13 protein-coding genes are annotated in these 15847 nt (G+C 57.5%); 5 read left to right on the top strand and 8 right to left on the bottom strand.

The window, feature by feature from the left end; translation table 11 throughout:
* Window positions 1–4: 4 nt before the first annotated feature.
* From BUC26_RS07000 to BUC26_RS07015, 4 genes are all read right to left on the bottom strand, one after another.
* The gene (locus tag BUC26_RS07000) at window positions 5–1882 is read right to left on the bottom strand and encodes an N-acetylmuramoyl-L-alanine amidase (protein ID WP_161949810.1); all 1878 of its coding nucleotides are present in this window, start codon (window positions 1880–1882) and stop codon (window positions 5–7) included.
* A gap of 207 nt (window positions 1883–2089) precedes the next feature.
* Window positions 2090–4756 carry a DNA mismatch repair protein MutS gene (gene mutS / locus BUC26_RS07005; RefSeq protein WP_244155800.1) on the bottom strand — a complete coding sequence of 889 codons (2667 nt, stop codon included), beginning with the start codon at window positions 4754–4756 and terminating at the stop codon, window positions 2090–2092.
* A gap of 37 nt (window positions 4757–4793) precedes the next feature.
* On the bottom strand, window positions 4794–5303 hold the full coding sequence (locus BUC26_RS07010) for an HIT family protein (RefSeq protein ID WP_073374680.1): 510 nt from the start codon (window positions 5301–5303) through the stop codon (window positions 4794–4796).
* Window positions 5300–5800: a metallophosphoesterase family protein gene (locus tag BUC26_RS07015; RefSeq protein WP_073374781.1), complete on the bottom strand. Its 501-nt coding sequence runs from the start codon at window positions 5798–5800 to the stop codon at window positions 5300–5302. The genes BUC26_RS07010 and BUC26_RS07015 overlap by 4 nt, the downstream gene beginning before the upstream one ends.
* A gap of 266 nt (window positions 5801–6066) precedes the next feature.
* Here BUC26_RS07015 and efp point away from each other — a divergent pair, with 266 nt between their 5' ends.
* Window positions 6067–6630: an elongation factor P gene (gene efp, locus BUC26_RS07020; protein ID WP_073374682.1), complete on the top strand. Its 564-nt coding sequence runs from the start codon at window positions 6067–6069 to the stop codon at window positions 6628–6630.
* Between the two features lie 3 nt (window positions 6631–6633).
* Window positions 6634–7554 (top strand): EF-P lysine aminoacylase EpmA, encoded by a 921-nt coding sequence (gene epmA, locus BUC26_RS07025; protein WP_073374683.1) that lies wholly within the window; start codon window positions 6634–6636, stop codon window positions 7552–7554.
* Between the two features lie 155 nt (window positions 7555–7709).
* On the opposite strand, the gene BUC26_RS07030 is transcribed toward epmA, so the two are convergent.
* On the bottom strand, window positions 7710–9551 hold the full coding sequence (locus BUC26_RS07030) for a YgiQ family radical SAM protein (protein WP_073374685.1): 1842 nt from the start codon (window positions 9549–9551) through the stop codon (window positions 7710–7712).
* Between the two features lie 520 nt (window positions 9552–10071).
* Here BUC26_RS07030 and BUC26_RS07035 point away from each other — a divergent pair.
* From BUC26_RS07035 to BUC26_RS07045, 3 genes are all read left to right on the top strand, one after another.
* Window positions 10072–10746, top strand: a complete 675-nt coding sequence (locus tag BUC26_RS07035; protein ID WP_073374687.1) for an endonuclease III domain-containing protein — start codon at window positions 10072–10074, stop codon at window positions 10744–10746.
* Complete coding sequence (locus BUC26_RS07040; protein ID WP_073374690.1) at window positions 10747–11412, top strand: response regulator; 666 nt, start codon at window positions 10747–10749, stop codon at window positions 11410–11412.
* 499 nt (window positions 11413–11911) lie between these two features.
* The gene (locus tag BUC26_RS07045) at window positions 11912–12190 is read left to right on the top strand and encodes an HU family DNA-binding protein (RefSeq protein WP_073374692.1); all 279 of its coding nucleotides are present in this window, start codon (window positions 11912–11914) and stop codon (window positions 12188–12190) included.
* On the opposite strand, the gene lgt is transcribed toward BUC26_RS07045, so the two are convergent.
* Genes lgt through BUC26_RS07060 form a run of 3 tightly spaced genes read right to left on the bottom strand, consistent with a single transcriptional unit; the run spans window position 12177 to window position 15846 of the window.
* Complete coding sequence (gene lgt / locus BUC26_RS07050; protein WP_073374694.1) at window positions 12177–12992, bottom strand: prolipoprotein diacylglyceryl transferase; 816 nt, start codon at window positions 12990–12992, stop codon at window positions 12177–12179. The genes BUC26_RS07045 and lgt overlap by 14 nt on opposite strands.
* A gap of 5 nt (window positions 12993–12997) precedes the next feature.
* Window positions 12998–14938: a tRNA uridine-5-carboxymethylaminomethyl(34) synthesis enzyme MnmG gene (gene mnmG / locus BUC26_RS07055; RefSeq protein WP_073374695.1), complete on the bottom strand. Its 1941-nt coding sequence runs from the start codon at window positions 14936–14938 to the stop codon at window positions 12998–13000.
* Complete coding sequence (locus BUC26_RS07060; protein ID WP_084540512.1) at window positions 14935–15846, bottom strand: class I SAM-dependent methyltransferase; 912 nt, start codon at window positions 15844–15846, stop codon at window positions 14935–14937. The genes mnmG and BUC26_RS07060 overlap by 4 nt, the downstream gene beginning before the upstream one ends.
* Between the last annotated feature and the right edge of the window lies 1 nt (window position 15847).

The raw sequence follows: 15847 nt of genomic DNA on the forward strand, positions 1-15847 counted from the left end.
TTTTTTAGAGCTGAGCTGTTGTTGCGTGGATGTAGGATCTGATACCGATAGAAATGGTGCCGGCCAGTTCGTCTATGAAGGTCGCATCCGAGAGCAGACGTGCATCGTCAGGATTACTGATAAAAGCCAGTTCAATCAAGATGGCCGGCATTTCAGCGCCGATCAGGACATAGAATGGCGCCTGCTTGACACCCATATCTTTTAGGATGAACGGGGGGGCGGTCAGCGCGCCGGCCATCGAACCGTGGACTTGCCGGGCGAGACGGGACGACTCGTTGATTTTCGAATTCCGCATGATGTCGAGCAGGATGTCTTGCAGATCACTCATCTGATGGGTAGAGGTGGCATTTTCTCTGGCGGCAACACGCATTGCTTCGTCGTTGGTGCTGAGATTCAGGAAATAGGTCTCAAATCCTTTGATCTGCGGCGACGGGTGGGCATTGATATGGAGTGAGACGAAGAGATCGGCACCGCTCGTGTTGGCAATTGCCGTTCGTTCTTCAAGCGGCAGAAAGACATCGTCTTCCCGGGTTAGAATAACCGTGACACCGAGAGTACGGCGCAGTTCATCAGCCAAACGTTTCGCCACGTGCAGTACAATGTCTTTTTCTTTCATCCCGTAGGCGATGGCACCGGGATCCTTGCCGCCATGTCCGGGATCCAGGACGATGGTTCGGACACCCAGGCCGAGTTGCTGAGCCAGAGACAGTGGCGCACGACGTCCCTCCGGTGCCGGTAGTGATGTCGTTTGCGGAACGACCCTGTCGCTACTGGAAGATTGGCTAAGGCCGGTTTTCTTACGCTCCCGTAAAACGACCAAAGACTGCTCGGTCTTATTTTCCGCCGGTTCGATTGATGTTCTCACCTGGTTGTCGCGTTGCTGGACCAGAGATGGTTGCCGAGTCTCTGCGTCGGCATCACGATCCCGACGTCGTCCGGTCGGTGTGGGAGGCGTCGGCGCCGGTGGTGAGGCGGGGCCGGATGAGCCTAACCGCCGGTCCGTAGTAGTGGTCTTGTTCTGTCCGCGGACATCGATGACAACACGAAAGGGGCTGGGCAGACTGAAGATCTTGTAGCTGGAAATGGATTCGATATCCAGCACGACCCGTACCGTATCGGGGCTGAACTGCCCGGTGCGAATACGTTTGAGCAGACCGTCCTCGATGGGCACCGGGGCGCGAAAACGTGGTTCGATATAGCTTTCCTGGAAGTCGATGTAGAGCCGCCGCGGTTGGTTGCCGACGCGTTCGAGTAACTCTTCACGATAGGTGACCGGTCCGGAGGTGTTGATGACGACACGGGTATAGTCGTCCGACGACCAGTACTTGACCGGCAGTACGTTGGTCAGGTTCATGAGTTGCGGATCACCAACCATGATCCGCGGCAGTGGGATGTCGTATTTCTGGGAGAGCTCTTTGAGTTTGGTTTCCGCCGCACTGCGCATGTCACCTTCCGGATAATCGGTGACAATCCGACCAAACGATTTTGCGGCTCGTTGTGGATCCTGGACGTCTTCGAGCAACAGCAGACCGACGGCGAACAAGGCGTCGTCGGCCAACCGATTGCCGGGAAACAAGGCATCTACATCGCGATAATAGGAGATCGCCTCTCCCAAGTCGATCCCTTTGCCGAAGGCCCGGTACATATCGGAATAGAGCCTGCCGAGCATCAACAGGCAGGCCGGTGCCAGATCCGACTTAGGTTCGGCAAGGTAGATGCGGCGAAAATTACCGGCGCCTTTCAGCCAATTGTCGCGGGAGACGCCAAGCGTTGAGGTGGTCTTGAGCTGATTGAAGAAGAATTTGGCTTGTTGATAATGTGTCTCCAGGTCGGATTGGGGGGTATAAGCGTCAGAGGTGGCAGCTGCGGGCGCTGCCGGCATTACAAGCAACAGCAGCAGAAGGGCCAAAAGGAAATGTGGGATATGCGGACGACAGATCATTACCTGGGCCGTTCAAAAAGCCGGATGGGATGCCGGGGGATGATCCCGGTCACAGCGTTGCGGTGCCTGAGATCTTTCTCGACTGTATCCTCTATATAACGGTTACCGGCTGAGAAGGCAAAAAAAAAGAGACTGTTTTCAGGTCGTTCACGATTTATCCGAACCACGATGGCGGTTCAGTTGCTCGCTGAGTTGATACAGCAGGTCCAAGGCCTGGCGCGGACTGAGTTCGTCGACGTCGATTTTCTCGAGTTTTTCAACGACAGGGTGGACGGGAGGATCGAAGAGGGACAACTGGCTCGGCCTGTGGTGACGCGAGTGCTTGCCCGGTGGAGTGGTGCTGTCGGGTACGTTTCTCTGGTAATCGAAATCACCGCGATCAATACTCTTCAGGATCTGTCCGGCGCGGTCAACCACTGCGGCGGGAACACCGGCGAGAGCGGCTACCTGGATGCCATAGCTGCGACTGGTACCGCCGGTGACGAGTTTGTGCAGAAAAATGATACTGTCGTTCCATTCCTTCACCGCCACCGACAGGTTCTGGGCTCTGGCCCGGGTGCGGGCCAGATCGGTCAGTTCGTGATAATGGGTGGCAAACAGGGTCTTGACCCCGGCTCCATCTTTGTCGAGCAACGCCTCAGCGACCGACCAGGCGATGGCCAATCCGTCATAGGTGCTCGTGCCGCGGCCGATCTCGTCGAGAATGACCAAGCTGCGGGGGGTCGCGTTGTTGAGAATATTTGCGGTTTCACTCATTTCGACCATAAAGGTGGATTGTCCGCGACGCAGGTCATCCATCGCTCCGACCCTGGTGAAGATTCGATCGACGATGCCGATCGTCGCGCTTTCCGCAGGCACGAAGCTACCCATCTGGGCAAGCAAGACGATCAGGGCGGTTTGCCGGAGAATGGTCGATTTACCTGCCATGTTCGGCCCGGTGATGATCAGCAGCTGATTGTCGGTCTGATCAAGAGCGATATCGTTCGGCACGAATTTCCCGGTTGGCAGGGCTCGCTCGATGATCGGATGACGGCCTTCGTTGATGACGATGCGCTGGTCGGTAGTCACTTCCGGCTTGACATAGTGATAGCGACCGGCGATCTCTGCCAGGCAAGTGAAGACATCGAGCAGGGCCAGGGCGTGGGCGACGCCCGTCAGGCGGGCCGAGTGAGAGGCGATTTCTTCTCTGATCGCACAGAACAGCTGATATTCCAGTTCCAGACGGCGGTCCTGGGCGCTGAGAACACGATTTTCGAATTCTTTCAATTCCGGCGTGATGAAACGCTCGGCGTTCACCAGGGTCTGCTTGCGGATATAGGTCGGCGGTACCTTGTCGAGATTGGCTTTGCTGATCTCGATAAAGTAGCCGAACACTTTGTTGTAGCCGACTTTGAGTTTGCCGATGCCGGTTGCTTCGCGTTCCTTGTTTTCCAAACTGAGAATCAACGCTTTTCCGTCCCGGAGCAGGGAGACCAACTCGTCGAGTTCCGTGTGAAATCCGGCTTTGATCAGATTGCCGTCGCGCAGGGTCAGCGGTGGATCATCGGCTATTGCCGTTTGCAGGGTGTCGTGCAGGTCCTGGCAGGCGTCGAAGTGCTCCGCGATATCGCGCATGCGAGGCGCCTCGCACTTGTTGAGAAGATCCTGCAGGTCAGGCAGGCATGCCAGTGACGTCTTCAGAGCGATGGCGTCACGACCATTGGCATGGCCGAGGACCATTCGGCTGTTGAGCCTTTCAATGTCATAGACGCTGGTCAGCAGATCGCGCAGCTGCTTGCGAAGGTTTGGATGGTAGAAGAAAAAGGAGACGGCCTCCAGCCGCCGATTGATCCTCCCCTTATCCTGCAATGGGTTGAGCAGGAATTGCCGGAGCAACCGGGCACCCATCGGCGTGCAGGTCCGATCGAGTACTGCCAGCAGCGATCCGTCCCGACGGTTGCCGATGATCGTCTGGGTCAGCTCCAGGTTTCTGCGTGAGGCGCCGTCGATCAGTAAAATCGAATCGGTTTCGAGGGGGATCAGTTTCTTCAGGTGCGAGAGATCGGTTTTCTGGGTATCGCCGACATAATCGAGGAGTGCTGCTGCCGCAACGATGCCCAGTTTCATTGCGGCACAGCCAAAACCGTCCAGATTGAGAACCTGAAAATGGTCGAGCAGGATCTGTCGGGCGTCCTCAATGGCAAGCGCTGCATTTTCCCGCCGGGTAACGCAGAGGTTCGGCAGGAGCAGTTGGGCATCATCGAGCAGTTTTTCCAGGTGTCGATGCTGCTTGCTGTCGACCAGGATCTCGGCGGGTGCCATACGACTGAGCTGGTCGAGGACGACGTCCGGGGCATCACCGTGATCGATGAAGTCGCCGGTGTAGAAGCTGCCGGTACTGATATCGAGAAAGCTGACGCCCCACTGCTCGGGGGCGTCCCCGGGCCGACAGATAGCGGCGAGAAAGCAATGTTCGTTTTCCGGTAGTAACTGCTCGTCGACAATGACTCCGGGTGAAATCACCCGCACCACCTCGCGCTTGACGATTCCTTTCGCTTCGGCCGGATCTTCGGTCTGCTCGCAGATGGCAACGCGGCGACCGGCTTGGACAAGCTTGGCGATGTAGTTTTGGGCGGCATGATAGGGTACACCGCACATCGGGACCTTGGCAGTGTCGGCCTTGTTGTTTCGTGATGTGAGGGTGATATTAAGGATTTTTGATGCGATCTCGGCGTCTTCAAAAAACATCTCATAGAAATCCCCCATTCGGTAGAAGAGGATCTCCTGCTGATACGACTCCTTGATTTCCAGGTATTGCCGAAGCATCGGCGTCATGCGGGCGGGCATACTCATAAGCAGGCTATATATAGTGTCAGGTGACGGAGAGATTACGAAAATGGGGCAGTAAGCGATCGAACGTGGCTTCGATGTGTTCCGGAATGGTTCTTGTCTCGGCAAGCACTGTCAGGTAGTTATGATCGCCGCGCCACCGCGGTACGACGTGAATATGCAGGTGCTCGGGTATCCCGGCGCCGGCGTCGATGCCAAGATTGATGCCGATATTGAACCCGTCCGGGTCGAGGACGCGCTTCAGAATACCGGTTGCGCTGTTGACCAGTTCCATCATGCCGGCGCGCTCCGCCGAACTGAGATCGGCGAGATCGGCTACATGCCGGATCGGGGCGATCAGGAGATGACCGTTTGCATAGGGAAAGCGATTGAGTAGGCAAAGCCGGTCGGCAGCGCGGTAGAGCAGCAGATCTGTTTTCGAGTCGGGAGCGGTGCCGGGCGGCTCGAAAGGGCAGACCGTTTTCTTTTTGTTGTCGCCGGCTTGCACGGCGATGATACGCTCCATGCGCCACGGGGTCCAGAGCGTCTTCATGACACCACCGTACGTTCATGCAACTCGGCGTGCAGACCTGTTTCGGTGATGGTCAGGAGAGCATAATTGCCGGGACTACCGTAACGACCGGTACTGCGGAACGAGCCGGGATTGATGAGCAGGGTCGAACCGAAGTTCTGGATCACCGGTTGGTGAGTATGACCGAAGATAATAGCGTCCGCCTCGGGAAAGCGTCCGAGCAGATATCCCGCACGGTCATGGTCTGCCCGGTGCCCGTGGCACAGGGCAATCAGGTAACCGCCGACGGAAAAGCTCAGCGATTCCGGTAACAGGCTGCGGGTGGACGGGGTACACATGTTTCCATGCACGGCATACACCCGTTTGCCGTGAAAGGCGGCTAGAATCCTGGCGTCGGTTACATCGCCGGCATGAGCGATGGTGTCGCAGCCCTGGAAGGCGGTCATCACGGCCAGGGTAAAGGCCGGGTCGCAGCTGGTCCGGTGCGTATCTGAGAGGATTCCTATCTTTTTTATCATGGCCGGTGAGTACCGATCCGGTTCGTTCTGTAAAACGGGATAATTGATGTGCTTCTCCAAGAAAACCACGGTCCGCTCGGAAATGCAATCCTGTTGGCAAGGGTGTCGTTGCAACGATGGGCACTGCTTACCGGATTTTTATGCTTGTCAAATTGCTTTTTGGGCGAGTATATTGAAAGGTTAAAATTTTGAGGTGGATGTTTACGCTTCGCCCATTCATCATTGCTGCCACCCCGTGTGGACGGCAGTTTTCATGGAGACTTGAGATGTATACCGCATCTGATTTGCGAAAAGGGCTGAAAATCCAGATCGATGGCGAGCCGTATATTGTCGTCGATTTTGAGTTTGCCAAACCCGGCAAGGGACAGGCGCTCTATCGGACCAAACTGAGAAATATGATCACCGGGTCACAATTTTCCAACACCTATCGCTCCAACGACAAGTTCGAGAAGCCGGATCTTGAAGAGCGGACCATGCAATACCTGTACAACCAGGATGATCAATACCATTTCATGGATACCGCCAATTACGATCAGTTGTTTTTGACAAAGGAACAACTGGGTGACAACATCAATTACCTGATCGACAATATGGAAGTCGAGGTTCTGTTTTTCGGCGCCCGCCCGATCGACATCAGTTTGCCGATCTTTGTCAATCTCCTGGTGACCAAGGCCGATCCTTGGGCCCGCGGCGATACCTCAGGCTCGGACACCAAACCGGTGGTGGTTGAGACCGGTTACCAACTGCAGGTCCCGCCGTTTGTCGAGGAGGGGGACAAGATCCAGATCGACACCCGCACCGGAGAATATGTTACCCGCGTCAAAGAGTAGGTAATGCTCACCGTCGAAGGGCTGCACGTCCGTGCAGCCCTTTTCCGCAGTATCCGCCGTTTTTTTTACGAGAAGGGGTTCCTCGAGGTCGATACGCCTGTTCGCGCCCCGCTGCTGTTGCCGGAGCGGCACATCTCTCCGGTTGCCAGTGACGGCTGGTTCCTGCAGCCGTCTCCGGAACAGTTCATGAAGCGGCTGCTGGCCCGCGGGTGCCGGACAATTTTTCAGATCTGTCCCTGCTTTCGCGCCGGTGAACGCGGAAGCCGCCATTTGACTGAATTCACGATGCTTGAATGGTATCGAGTGGACAGCGACTATTGTGATCTGATGAGAGATTGCGAAGAACTGGTGTGCTATGTCCTCGATGATCTCGCCGCAGATGACCGGTTCCAATCGTTGCTTGACAGGTCCTGTTTGCGGACGGTGGCTGTCGACCCGCCCTGGGAGCGGCTCAGCGTCGCTCAGGCGTTTGCTCGTCATTGTCCGGAAACGGTGGAACAGGCCTTGGCAACCGATAGATTTGACGAGTTGCTTGTCGAGTATGTCGAACCGTATCTCGGCCGGTATGGACCGGCCTTTCTTGTCGACTATCCGGCCGTCTGTGCCTCTCTGGCCAGGTTGAAGCCAAACGATGAGTCGGTCGCAGAACGGTTTGAGCTCTATATCAATGGCATGGAGTTGGCTAACGGTTTCAGTGAACTCACCGATGGTGTTCGGCAACGCGCCCGCTTTGCCGAGGAACTGGCTATCCTGGAACACCAGGACGGACAGCAGCGGAAGATGCCTGAAACCTTTCTCCGCGATCTCACGGCAATAGATACTGCAGCCGGGATCGCCTTCGGACTCGATCGCTTTCTGATGCTGCTCCTGTCGGAATCGTGTATCGATCAAGCCGTCAGCTTTGGGCCAGACGAACTCGGGTGAATAGAGAGGGAACCTTGAAAAATTGCCATTTCGCCCAACCTCGTCGTTTCGCAATCAAATTTTACCCTCGGAATATCAAAATATGCCTGCGGTAAAATTTTCTTGCGTGCCTCGACCTTGAACGAAATGTCGAATTTTTGAAGCTCCCCTGGAGATCAACGGCTAGAAGAAGACCGCTTATGTCTGTTGGTCTGCCTGGTGCGCTGCTGAGTGGTACCGCGAGACTGCTGTCGTTTTTTGCGATCCGGCGCGGCCTTGTTTCTCAGGAATGCCCGCTCGATCAGGAGTCTGAGCCTGGTTCGCTGCGCCTGGCCGCGCGCGACGGTAATCGGCGTGCCATGATCGCGGTGCACGCCGGTAACATACATTGCCGTGGACAGCGTTCCCGGAGTCGGGGTGAAGTCCTGGAATTTCGTGACCACCAGCCCCAGTTCCCGAAGTTGGTCGATCATCCTGACGGTTTCGGTTTCGCCGCAGCCCGGATGAGCGCTGATGATATAGGGGGTGAGCCCATGCTTTTTGCCCCATTTGGCGGACAGTGCACGAAACACGGTAACGAAGTGTTCGAGGTTCTCCGGCGCCTCCTTGTGCATCAGTTGCAGGACGGCTTTGTCGGTGTGTTCCGGGGCTATCTTCAGCGTGCCGGGGGTATGGTAGCGGATAATTCTTTCAAGAAGGTTCGGTGTCTTGAGCAGTAGTTCGAGGCGAAGTCCGGAGGAGATGTAGGCGTGCTCGACCCCGTCACAGTCCATCACCCGTTCGAGCAGTTCGATAAAGTGCTGCTCGTCTATGAGCAGGTGTTTACAGACCGACGGAAACAGGCAGTCGTGCCGGCGGCAGGAGCCGATCGCGCAGCGGGTGCCGTAGAGATTGGCCGTCGGACCGCCGAGATCGCTGATGGTTCCGGAAAAATCGTCGCCGGCGGCAAGGAGCCGGATCTCACTCAGGATCGAGTCGATGCTTCTGCTGGTCACCATTGGCCCCTGGTGACGGGCGATGGCACAGAACGAGCAATTGCCGGAACAGCCCCGGACAATGGTGACTGAGGACTTGACCATTTCGTAGGCGGGGATGTCGGGCGTGAGCGGATGGGGCTTGCGCGAGAAGGGGAGCTGGTAGATCTGGTCGAGTTCGGCCGGCTTGAGCGGTGGAGCAGGTGGGTAGTGCACCAGCCAGCCGGCCTGCTGCCGCTGCAGCAGCACGGTGCGATCAGCGGCTCGGGCATGCCGGTCGATGCTTTTCTCCGCTGCCATGAAACAGGAGGGATCGCTGCCGATTTGCTGCCAGGACGGCAGTACCTCGATGGCGAGATCGGCAGCGGCGGCCCGGCTGCTGATTTGCTCCAGTTGACTATCGTCGGCCCGCAGGCAACTGCCGGGAATACCCTCCAGTGATTGTCCGGCATCAATCCGGTGTGCCGCTTCGATGACGGCGGTTTCGGCCATGCCGTAGATGAGCAGGTCGGCCTTGGCGTCGGTGAGTTGGGAACCGCGCAGCCGATTTTGCTGATAATCGAAGTGCACGAAACGCCGCAGTGAGGCCTCGACACCGCCGATGATTACCGGGATGCCGGTGTGAGCGCGCTTGGCGAGGTTGGTGTAGATCAGGACCGCCCGATCGGGCCGCCACCGGTTCTCTCTGCTCTTTTCACCCGGTCTCCACGGTGATCCGCCGGGGGAGAAGGCATCGAAATCGCGGACTTTGCCGTTGCCGGAATAGTTGGCGACAATGGAGTCGAGATTGCCTGCACTGATACCGAAAAACAGGCGAGGCCGACCGAACCGGTGAAAGTCTATGTCGTCGGTGTATGTCGGTTGTGCGAGCACGGCAACCCGATAGCCGTGCTGTTCGAGCAATCTGCCGATAACGGCCAGGCCGAATGACGGGTGGTCGACATAAGCGTCGCCGCTGACCAGTACAATATCGATTTCCTGCCAGCCGCGATCCCGGCATTCCTGGAGGGAGGCGGGCAGCGGCAAAAACTGTTGCGCCACCATGGATTTCGTTCCTGCGAAAATGAATTTCAACCGGTTGCGGGACCGGAATGAACCGGGTCTGCACATCCCAAACCAATGTGCGACGGGTATTCATCTGGGCCACTGGAAATTCTGATCGGCCGTCTCTCCGGCTGCGGACGTCTTGTTCGCAACCCTTCGGGCCTGGTTCTCCGACCCGCGGCCCTCCACGAGGGGTACCCTGCGTCAGAACCAATCAGCGCTGAGCGTCACCTCTCAACCCATCGTTGGAACAGGTTTTAACCCGTCCTCCGCAGGACTGACGGAAAAGACACGAAGACATGTCTCTTGACAAGTAATAATGCACGAGTGGAGACTCTGCCAGAACCTTTTCAGTGGCGTCGACAGTCGGTCCATTCGCCGCCAGAGCGCGAAGGCGCCTTCTTTTGTCCGGCAGGTGAGAAAACCTGTGGGCGATCATGATCTGTTCGTTATAATGAGCAGGCAGAGGGGCAGCACATCGGTACTGCTCCCGAAGAATAATTGACAGGGAGAAAGGGACGTGCCGGCAACGGTTCAGGTGGAGCGGTTTCTCGATAGACTGGAACGCGAAGTTGCCGCGTACCGTGTCCCGGTGGTTGACCTGATCGCGGTGCAGACCGCTGATCCGTATAGGGTCCTTGTGGCGACGATACTCTCTTCGCGCACCAAGGATGAAGTCACCGCCGTCGCCTCGACACGACTGTTCGCCCGGGCGCCCGATGTCCACCGTCTGGCAATCCTGGCGGAGTCGGAGATCCGGGAGTTGATCTATCCGGTCGGCTTTTACCAGACCAAGGCCCGGCACCTGGTCGCGACGGCGGCTTTGCTGCTCGAGCGGTTTGACGGCCTCGTGCCGCAGACCATTGAAGCGTTGGTCAGCCTGCCCGGAGTCGGACGCAAGACGGCCAACCTGGTGCTGGCAGTGGCCTTTGGTATTCCGGCAATCTGTGTCGACACCCACGTTCATCGAATCATGAACATCTGGGGCTACACGAAGACCCGAACACCGTATGAGACGGAGATGGCCCTGCGGGAAAAACTGCCGGAGTATTATTGGCTGAAGGTAAATCGTCTGTTGGTGGCCTTTGGCCAGAAGATTTGTAAACCGGTCGCCCCCTGCTGTGATATCTGCCTGCTCCGGCAGGACTGTGCCCAGATCGGGGTGAAGCCACGAAAACGAGCCAAAGGACGGTAAATGGATACGGATCGATCCTGTTATTCGATTGTTCTTGCCGATGACCATGTTCTGATTCGTCACGGCATAAAAAAGATCATCTCCCAGGACGACAGCCTGACCATTGTCGGGGAAGTCAGTGACGGAGAAGAGCTGTTCGGCGTACTGGCCGACGCGTTGCCCGATTTGCTGATCCTCGATATCTCGATGCCGAAGATCAGCGGCATCGATCTGGCCGAGCAGCTCAAAGAGAGCTACCCCGCCTTGAAAATCCTGATGCTGACGATGCACAAGACGAAGCAGTTCTTCTATCGATCGATGACTGCCGGTGCTGACGGTTATTTGATCAAGAGCGATTCGGAGAAGGAATTACTGACGGCGATTGCCAAGATTCGCGATGGACGAACCTATATCTCCCCGCAGCTTGCCGAGGACTTTGCCGAAGATCTGCTCAGTGCCTGCCGGAAACAGGCGGACAATCCGTTTCGTGATTTGACGAAACGGGAAAAGCAGATTCTGTCACTGGTCGTCGAGGGACATACCTCGAAGGCAGTGGCGGAGTTGTTGAACCTGAGTCCCCGGACAGTCGATCATCATCGCTCCAATCTACTGAAAAAATTCAATATGAAAAACAGCGTTGATCTTGTTAATTACGCGGTTCGCAACGGGTATGTGACCCTTGATTAGACGGGCTTGGTACCTTCCCACCGGCGCCGGCGCCAGGGCGGCGACCAATTATCTGGGAACCTTGAAAAATTGTCATTTCGCACAATCTCACCGTTGCGCAATAAAATGTTATCCTTGTAATATCATGTATATGCCAGCGGTAAAATTTTCTTGCGCGCCTTGATCTTGAACGAAATCCCGAATTTTTCAAGGTCCCATCTGTCGTTTTAGCCTTTTTTAGTTGTTTTTTTAGGCCTTCCCGGCGATCCCCCATCTCCCCGAAACGGCGATTATATCCCCCGTCTTAGTGGGCTGACCTGGTAAATATACCCAACGATGAACCGGTAATTGCCCCGATGGTATTTCTTTTTCGATACGGTACATATACCCCGAGTTGAGACAGAACTGCTCGCGTCTGCGCTCAGGTCAGGCCGAACGAACGGCCATGCCCGCCGCTGTTTTGCCGGACGTCGCGGACGATACGTGCCGGAGAACGAAGGTACCAGCAACAAGGGGATATATGAACAAGCGTGAATTGATAGCCACAATTGCCGAGTCAGCCGATCTGACCAAAGTTGCCGCCGCTCGAGCACTTGACAGTGTGCTGGCCCACATGGCCAAGGCCATGGAACGGGGAGAGCGGGTGACGCTGGCCGGGTTCGGTTCGTTTAGGGTGGTCGAGCGGTCCGAACAGAAAGGGCGAAATCCTCAGACCGGTGGAACGATTGTGATCCCTGCGCACAACGTGGTGAAATTCCGACCGGGGAAAAAATTGTCCGGCAAGTTCAAGGTGCAGTGACATCCGGACGACGGCGGACAGCGGCCCAGAGCCAGAGACCGAGGCCGCCGGCGACCATGACACCGCTGAGGAGCTGACCCATGGTAACTACGGAGAAGACCAGGCCGACCTGTGGGTCGGGCTGTCTGACGAACTCGACGCCGAAGCGAACCAGGCCGTAGCCGACCAGGAACAGGGACAGGATCGAGCCGTGCGGCCACCAGCGCCGGTTCTGCCAGGGGCGCTTCCTGACTAGCCAGAGTAGCGCAAAGAGGGCGACGCCTTCCAGCAGCGCCTCATAGAGTTGAGATGGGTGCCGGGTTACCGGGCCGCCGCCGGGAAAGACCATGCCCCAGGGCAGGGTCGTCGGCCTGCCAAACAGTTCGCCATTGATGAAATTGCCTATTCTGCCGAGACCGAGACCGATCGGGACGGTTGCGGCGTAGAGGTCGGCGGTTGCCAGAAAGTTGATGCGCTGCCACCGGCAGAACAGCAGGCCGCCAGCCAGCAGGCCGATGGCGGCGCCGTGGAAGGACATGCCGCCGCTCCAGGTAGCCGGAATTTCCAATGGATGTTCAAGGTAATAGGGCAAATTGTAAAACAGCACGTAGCCGAGACGGCCGCCGACAATAACCGACAGGATCAGGACGACATTGAGGTTTTCGAACTGATCGCGAAGCTGTGTAAAGGAGAAGGCGGCGATCTGGCGTTTGACCAGGAAATAGCTGGCGGTGAAGCCAAGCAGGTACATCAGGCCATACCAGCGGATCTGCAGCGGGCCGAGGGAGAACAGCACCGGATCGATATCGGGATAGCTAAGCATCTGCTTTACACGTCACCCTTCAATGAATTCTTGACGCCGTTTATTTCTTTGCTTCGGCGATTTCCAAGTTTTTTCAGATGGACCTGCAGGATCGATACGGCGGCCGGTGTGATGCCGGAGATCCGGGATGCCTGGCCGAGCGACAGCGGCCGCACGGTACTGAGTTTTTCCACCACCTCCGTCGATAACCCGGCCAGCGATGCATAGTCAAGGTCGGCCGGCAGGCTCAGCGATTCGAGTTTGCGGAAGCGGGCCACCTGTTCGTTCTGTCGCTCGATATAACCGCTGTATTTAACCCTGAGCTGGATATCTTCGCGAAATGGTGAATCGGCCAGTTGACGGAGTTGCTCGTTGTCCTGATCGACCGCTAAGGTCGTCACCTGTTCCAGGGACAGTTCCGGCCGGCGGAGCAGCTCCGCCAGGGTCGATTTCTGTTTGAGAGCGGTACTGTCAAGATCAGCCAACATGCGGTCCATGACCGGCGAGGGTTTGACGGCCAGGCTGTGCAGCAGGGTGATGCCGCTGTCGATGGCGTCTTGTTTGCGACGGAACTCCCGGTAGCGTTCTGCCGGCAACAGGCCGATGCGATAGCCGATTTCCGCCAGCCGACCATCGGCGTTGTCCTCACGCAACAACAGGCGATATTCGGCTCGTGACGTAAAGAGACGGTACGGCTCTTTGGTACCCCGGGTAACCAGATCGTCGATGAGCACCCCGATATAGGCTTGGGAGCGATCGATGATCAACGGTTCTTCACTACGGAGCGAACGAACACTGTTGATGCCGGCCATCAGTCCCTGGGCGGCCGCCTCTTCGTAGCCGGAGGTGCCGTTGATCTGCCCGGCCAGAAAGAGCCCGCCAATCCGTTTGGTCTCAAGTGACGGCAACAGTTCGAGCGGATCGACGTAGTCGTATTCGATGGCGTAACCCGGTCTGATGATCACCGCCCGTTCCAGTCCCTTGATCGAGCGGATCATTGCAATCTGGGTGGCCAGCGGCAGACTGGTCGGCAGGCCGTTCGGATAGACCTCGGTGGTCTCGATGCCTTCCGGTTCGAGAAAGACCTGGTGGCGGTTTTTTTCCGGAAAGCGCATCACCTTGTCTTCGATGGACGGGCAATAGCGGGCGCCGACCCCTTCAATGATGCCGGTAAACATCGGCGACTGATCGATCGAGCCCCTGATGATCTCGTGGGTCTGCTCGTTGGTATACGTGATATGACAGGGAAATTGTGGCTGTTGATAATTGCCCCGGGTGGCGAAGGAGAAAAACGCCGGGGGCTGGTCGCTGTATTGCGCTTCGAGTTCGGAGTAGTCGATCGTAGTGGCATCGAGGCGCGGTACCGTACCCGTTTTCATCCGGCCGACTCGAAAACCCTGCTCCCGAAACCATCGAGCGAGACTGACGGACGGATTGTCACCCATGCGGCCGGCCGGAAAATGCTTGAGGCCGACATGGATCAGGCCGTTGAGGAAGGTGCCGGTGGCGACCACCACCGCCTTGACCCGCAACCTCTCTTCTAGCGAAGTAACCAGGCCGGTGATACGGCCGTCTTCGACGATCAGCCGATCGACAACGGTCTGCCGGATGGACAGGTTCTCCTGCCGTTCCAGGACCCGTTTTAGGCGCAGCCGATAGAGGAGTCGGTCGGCCTGGGCTCGGGAAGACCGGACCGCAGGGCCCTTACTGGTGTTCAGGCGGCGGAACTGAATGGAGGTGGCGTCGATATTGTGGGCCATCTCGCCGCCGAGGGCATCGATTTCCCGCACCAGGTGACCCTTGGCCAGGCCGCCGATGGCCGGGTTACAGGACATTGCCCCGATGGTATCGACATTGATCACCGCCAGCAGTGTCTTACAGCCCATTCGAGCGGCGGCCAGGGCTGCCTCGCAGCCGGCATGGCCGGCGCCGACGACGGCGACATCAAAGGTGTTGAGGTCGTTCATGAGTAGTTTGTCTCCCGATGGCCGGATGGCTGCCAGGAAATGAGCGCCCAGCGCTGCGGGGCCAATCCGCCGATCGTCACCCTGTCACCGGTTTTCGAGATGATACGGGAGGAGAGAAAAGCCCTCAGCCGCTGTTCTTCCTCTCCGGTGATGTTCTTGATCATCCAGCGATACCGTTCCAGGGCGTGTTCGAGATCGGGGTAGGTGTCCTCCGGGGAGATGGCGATCTGCCTGACTTCGGGATGGATGCCCATGGTATAGAGGATATTGAGGGTATAGATATAGTCGGGGCCGGAATCAAAGGGCCGCCCGACGGCGGTAAAGGCTGCCGGGTCAAATGGTGTTGGGGCGATCCGCTCGACGAGGTAGACCCGTTTCCGGGCGTATGCGTCAAGTTTGGCGATGCCGGCGCCAAGGTCGTCGATATTCAGTGACCGGGAGGCGATGGCGACATCATGGACGCTGACCGAGGCCTGGTGCCAGTCATCCTCCCAGGCACAGAGCACTGTTCGGATATTGGTCAGGCATTGTTGCTCGGCAGCTGCCCTGAGACGGTCGAGCATACCGGCGGCATAATCGATGGCGGTAACTGAGGCGGCCCGCCGGGCGAGTGGCAGGGTCAGGGTTCCGGGGCCGCAGCCGACATCCAGTACCGTGGTCTGATGGTCGATATCGAGCATGGTCAGTACATTACTGACATAGGGGGAGGACAGGACCCGCCGGGCATAGCTTTCAGCTCGCTCGCTCCAATCCCGGGGTGCGCTGGTCTTCCAAGCTTTAGTGGCCCGGGCGGTGCGCCACAGCAGATGCCAGTCTATATCTCCGTAGGTGGGCGGGGGGCCAGACGGTGACCGGTCCCCGGGTGGGCGATCGGTATGGTTGTCGGTACGGGAGCGGGCGGCGGTCATC

The organism is Desulfofustis glycolicus DSM 9705 (assembly GCF_900130015.1).
Classification (GTDB): domain Bacteria; phylum Desulfobacterota; class Desulfobulbia; order Desulfobulbales; family Desulfocapsaceae; genus Desulfofustis; species Desulfofustis glycolicus.

Bases quoted from the DNA above. Each gene is read 5' to 3' on its own strand.
- BUC26_RS07015 (WP_073374781.1), bottom strand. From the start codon at position 5,800: ATGATAAAAAAGATAGGAATCCTCTCAGATACGCACCGGACCAGCTGC.
- BUC26_RS07045 (WP_073374692.1), top strand. From the start codon at position 11,912: ATGAACAAGCGTGAATTGATAGCCACAATTGCCGAGTCAGCCGATCTG.
- BUC26_RS07000 (WP_161949810.1), bottom strand. From the start codon at position 1,882: ATGCCGGCAGCGCCCGCAGCTGCCACCTCTGACGCTTATACCCCCCAA.
- lgt (WP_073374694.1), bottom strand. From the start codon at position 12,992: ATGCTTAGCTATCCCGATATCGATCCGGTGCTGTTCTCCCTCGGCCCG.
- BUC26_RS07040 (WP_073374690.1), top strand. From the start codon at position 10,747: ATGGATACGGATCGATCCTGTTATTCGATTGTTCTTGCCGATGACCAT.
- BUC26_RS07010 (WP_073374680.1), bottom strand. From the start codon at position 5,303: ATGAAGACGCTCTGGACCCCGTGGCGCATGGAGCGTATCATCGCCGTG.
- BUC26_RS07030 (WP_073374685.1), bottom strand. From the start codon at position 9,551: ATGGTGGCGCAACAGTTTTTGCCGCTGCCCGCCTCCCTCCAGGAATGC.
- BUC26_RS07060 (WP_084540512.1), bottom strand. From the start codon at position 15,846: ATGACCGCCGCCCGCTCCCGTACCGACAACCATACCGATCGCCCACCC.
- efp (WP_073374682.1), top strand. From the start codon at position 6,067: ATGTATACCGCATCTGATTTGCGAAAAGGGCTGAAAATCCAGATCGAT.
- mnmG (WP_073374695.1), bottom strand. From the start codon at position 14,938: ATGAACGACCTCAACACCTTTGATGTCGCCGTCGTCGGCGCCGGCCAT.
- mutS (WP_244155800.1), bottom strand. From the start codon at position 4,756: ATGACGCCGATGCTTCGGCAATACCTGGAAATCAAGGAGTCGTATCAG.
- epmA (WP_073374683.1), top strand. From the start codon at position 6,634: ATGCTCACCGTCGAAGGGCTGCACGTCCGTGCAGCCCTTTTCCGCAGT.